This window comes from Frankia sp. CcCS3 (assembly GCF_977927575.1).
The window spans coordinates 20643-25270 of sequence record NZ_CDWRCL010000034.1 but is presented as its reverse complement, the minus strand read 5'-3'; the positions used below and the strand labels follow the sequence as shown (position 1 = coordinate 25270).

Below are 4628 nucleotides of genomic sequence, written 5' to 3'. Positions count from 1 at the left end.
GCGCGAGCACTGGCCGAACGTACCGAGAATCGCGCTGACCGCCACCGCGACCCCGCGGACGCACGACGACATCGCCACCGAGCTCGGCCTGGAGAACGCCCGCCACTTCGTAGCCGACTTCGACCGTCCGAACATCCAGTACCGCATCGTGCCGAAGAAGGAGCCGAAGGCGCAGCTGTTGGAGCTGCTACACACCGAGCACGCCGCGGATGCGGGAATCGTCTACTGCCTGTCCCGGTCCTCCACCGAGAAGATCGCCGACTTCCTGGTGGCGAACGGGATCACGGCGCTGCCCTACCACGCCGGGCTCGACGCGCGCGCCAGAGCCGAGCACCAAGCACGCTTCCTGCGCGAGGACGGCATCATCATGGTCGCGACCATCGCCTTCGGCATGGGCATCGACAAACCAGACGTACGCTTCGTCGCCCATCTCGACCTGCCCAAGTCGATCGAGAGCTACTACCAGGAGACCGGGCGCGCCGGGCGGGACGGGCTGCCCTCGACCGCGTGGCTGGCCTACGGTCTCCAGGACGTCGTGCAGCTGCGCAAGCTCATCGACACGTCCCCGGGCGACCCCGCGCACCGCCGGCAGCAGAGCAGACACCTCGACGACATGCTCGCGCTGTGCGAGACGGTCGAGTGCCGCCGCATCGGGCTGCTCGCCTACTTCGGGCAGCGTGACACCGCCCCGTGCGGCAACTGCGACACCTGTCTGGCACCCCCGCAGTCCTGGGACGCCACGATCGCCGCCCAGAAGTTGCTGTCGGCCGTGCTGCGACTGCAGCGGGAGCGCCGCCAGAAGTTCGGCGCGGGCCACCTCATCGACATCCTGCTGGGCAGGAGGACGCCCAAGGTGACCCAGCACAGTCACGACACCCTGACGGTCTTCGGTATCGGCACGGAGCTCGGCGAGCCCGAGTGGCGCGGCGTGGTGCGCCAACTCCTCGTGCAGGGACTGCTGGCCGTCGAGAGCCGGTACGGCACCCTGGTGCTCACCGACGCGAGTGCCGACGTGCTGCGCGGACAGCGCGCGGTCCCGATGCGGCGCGAGCCGGAGCGCGCCCCCACCACTACAGCCACGACCGCGGCCACCACGACCGCGGCCAGGACCATGAAGACCCGCCACGCCGCACCGGCGGCCGACCTGTCGGCGGAGGCAATGCCGGTGTTCGAGCGACTGCGCGCCTGGCGCGCCGACGTCGCGAAGGAGCAGGGCGTCCCCGCATATGTGATCTTCCATGACGCCACCCTGCGCGAGATCGCGGTGCGCGTGCCGGCCACCCTGGCCGAACTCGCCACCGTGAGCGGCGTCGGTGAGAACAAACTCGCCAAGTACGGGCAGCAGATCCTCGACCTCCTCGCCGAGTGAACCAGGCTCCCGCCCACCCACCGGAGACATCTTCTCAGGAGAGCGGTACCGCACCGCTGGAGTGATCGGTGAGGGGGACACACGTCCCGCGAACAGCCTTGCCTGTGCTGACCTTCTCCACTGGCGGGCCGATCGTCAACCCGAAGACCAACCCGACCGGCCCATGAAGGACCCCGGTTAGGATCACACCTCACGCTGGAGGAAATATATAGATTTGTAAGGACCGGTGAATCTTGGCATGAGGCCGGACCGCTGTGATGGTTGTTGACCGGGCTCGGCTGGCCGCCGCACTGCCCGGCTACGAGCTGGGCGACCAGCTGGGCGCGGGCGGATTCGGGCTGGTGCTGGCGGGCTGGCATCGCGGCCTGCAGCGCGATGTCGCGGTCAAGGTCCTGCATGCGGGGCACGGCCGGGCGGCGGCCGGGTTCGCCGCCGAGGCGCGGATCCTCGCCAGCCTGGATCATCCGCACGTGGTCCGAGTCTACGACTACGTCAAGACGGGCGATCTGCACCTGCTCGTCATGGAGATGCTCGGCGGGGGAACCCTGACCCGGCGCCGGGCCGACATGGGCCCACAGACGGCCTGCGCGGTGGGACTCGCGGTGGCCTCGGCCCTGGCCTGCACCCACGGCAAAGGGGTGCTGCACCGCGACATCAAGCCCGACAATATTCTTTTCGACACTACCGACCTGCTGAAAGTCGTCGACTTCGGGGTCGCGAAATTCGTCGGCGAGTCGGGGGCCATCGCGAGTGCGGTGATCGGAACACCGCCGTATATGGCCCCCGAACAGATCATGGGCGGCCGCTTGGAGCCGGCCACCGACCTGTACGCCCTCGGGATGGTGCTCTACCAGCTACTGGCCGGCGTGGCACCGTTCGACCCGGACCTGCCCGCGCATGTCCTGCGCCAGCACCACCTCGAACGCGTCCCCCTACTGCCGGCCGGGGTGCCCGCGCCGCTGGGGGCGGTGGTCCTGTGGACGCTGGCCAAGAACCCGGCGGACCGTCCACCGTCCGCGCACGTCTTCGCGTGCCAACTCGCCGAAGCTGCCGCTGGCGTGTACGGCCCGGACTGGATCGCCCGGTCGGGTATCCCGCTGCGGCTCGACGACGACATCCGCACCGCCATCGGGCAGCCGCCCGCGTCCGTCCAGCCGGCGCCACGGCCGTCTCCCACCGGCGCGTCCTCGGCGCCATCGGTGCCTTTCATGTCATCGGCGTTTTCCGGGGCATCGGTGCCTTCGGCGGGTGGCACACCACCGGCCGAGGTGGCCGACGGGAACATCGCCGGCCGGCGGCGCCCCGCGTCGTCGCATCCTCGGCGCGGCGCGCCGCCGCGCCGCCATCACCGTCGCCGTCGTGGGGCTGCTGCTCGCTGTCGCCGGCACCGTCCTGATCGTCACCGCTCCTCTCGGTGGGCGCGAGACCGGTGCCCGCCAGCTCGGTCGTCCCCTGACCGGCCACACCGGTTGGGTGACCTCGGCAGTGTTCTCCCCGGACGGACACACCCTGGCCAGCAGCGGTAGGGACGGCACGGTGCGGCTGTGGGACGTGACCGACCGCTCCCACCCCCGCCTGGCCGGGTCCCTGAGCGGCCCCGCTTCCGTGTTCTCGGTAGCGATCTCCCCCGATGTGCGCATCCTGGCCACCGGCGGGATGGACGACTTGATCCGGCTGTGGGACATGACCGACCCGGCCACCCCACGCCCGCTCGAGCCGCCCCTGACCGGCCACGCCAACACCGTGTGGGCGTTGGCTTTCTCGCCGGGCGGCCGCACCCTGGCCAGCGGCAGCCTCGACGGCACGGTGCGGCTGTGGGGGCTGCGGGATGCGGCCCACCGCTTCCACCCGCGCCTCCTCGGCGAGCCGCTGACTGGCCACGCCGACTGGGTGTTATCGGTGAGCTACTCTCCGGACGGCCGCACCCTCGCCAGCGGCAGCAAGGACGGCACGGTCCGGCTGTGGGCGCTGCCCTCGCCATGAACGCTGTTTAGGGGCATGTGGCGGCTCTGACCGGAGTTACGCCGCACTGACGATGATCACGTTAGCCAGGTCCCCGAGGGGGCGCGGATGCTGCCCGTTCGTTCCGATCAACAGTGGGGAAGGGTGACTCGCGGACCGGTGCCCCGCCGCCATTGGTAGGGCACCGGACAGGACCATCGGCCGTGTGGGAGCCGCTCCGGCCATTCGATGATGGCCATGAGCGGCGCGACACGAGCACCGCCGTGCGAATGGGGACGGGATGGCGACGCTGCCGGTGGGGCGCTAGGGGACGTGGGGACGTGGGGTCATCGCTGATCTTCTTCTACCCAAGGTGGGCGCTATGCGTGAATACTGCGACTGTCAGTCGTTGCCGGCGATCGCGGACCTGATCAGAGAACATGACCAGGTCATCGATCTCATCGCCGACACGCACGAGGCGTATCGGCAGGGTGATGTCGAGGCGATGGCGGCACTCTGTGAGCAGATGTCGGCGGTTCTCCATCCACAGACGGTGGTGGAGGAGCAGGGCCTGTTCCCCGCGATGGCACTCGAGTTCCCCGAACAGATCGCGATCCTGCAGAGCGAGCACCGCCGGATCGAGGCTGTGCTCGCCGGGGCGACCGACGGCACCGCCCGGGTCGATCCCGCTTGGCCGACACGCGTCATCGAGGCGCTGAGCCTGCTACGCAGGCACATCGCGAAGGAACAGGACGGCGTGTTCCATGCCGCCGTCTCGATTCTCAGCAACGAACAATGGAACCGTCTCGGCGAGATCCGCCAGGCGCTGAAGCTCGTAAGTTCCTGAAACCTCGTGCGATGACCGACTCCCTCGCCGGGACGGCCGGCTCCAGGCATCAGATCAGGCTCCGGGCATCGGCCGTTGCGGCGGGGTCGGGCCGGGATCGCTCCCGGGCACACCGGTACGGGACGTGGCGGTACCGGATATGGCGGTACCGGACGTCGCTGTACCGGACGTGGCGATACCAGATGTGGCTCTACCGGACGTCGTTGCGCCGGACCCGCAGATAGGCCTGATAATCGGCCGCCCACTTCCGGTGGGCGGCCGCCTGCCACTGCCGCAACGCCGGCAGGCCCATCGCCGCCCGGGCCGGGTTGAGGCGCCCCGGAGTTTCCGGACAGGGGATCCACCAGGATTCTCACCGGAAAGGAACGGGATCGAGTGCCAGGAAAACAGGCACGCCGCTGGACGGTTCGTGCCGCGGTCCCGCCGACACCACGCCTACTTCCGTTCCTAACTATGGGTTGCCGGCACTAT

Annotated in this window: 4 protein-coding genes; all 4 read left to right on the top strand. The window is 69.4% G+C overall.

Annotated elements, in window-relative coordinates; genetic code table 11:
- On the top strand, positions 1 to 1369 hold a 1369-nt coding region (locus tag AC08OQ_RS05465), incomplete at its 5' end, for a RecQ family ATP-dependent DNA helicase (RefSeq protein ID WP_476611927.1).
- 257 nt (positions 1370 to 1626) lie between these two features.
- A complete protein-coding gene (locus AC08OQ_RS05460) occupies positions 1627 to 2895 on the top strand; it encodes a serine/threonine-protein kinase (protein ID WP_476599312.1) in 1269 nt (422 codons plus the stop codon).
- Positions 2843 to 3352, top strand: coding sequence for a WD40 repeat domain-containing protein (locus tag AC08OQ_RS05455; RefSeq protein ID WP_462185818.1), 510 nt, complete (start codon positions 2843 to 2845; stop codon positions 3350 to 3352). Before AC08OQ_RS05460 ends, AC08OQ_RS05455 begins: the two co-directional genes overlap by 53 nt.
- Before the next feature lie 340 nt (positions 3353 to 3692).
- The gene (locus AC08OQ_RS05450) at positions 3693 to 4157 is read left to right on the top strand and encodes a hemerythrin domain-containing protein (protein ID WP_462185819.1); all 465 of its coding nucleotides are present in this window, start codon (positions 3693 to 3695) and stop codon (positions 4155 to 4157) included.
- Positions 4158 to 4628 lie beyond the last annotated feature (471 nt).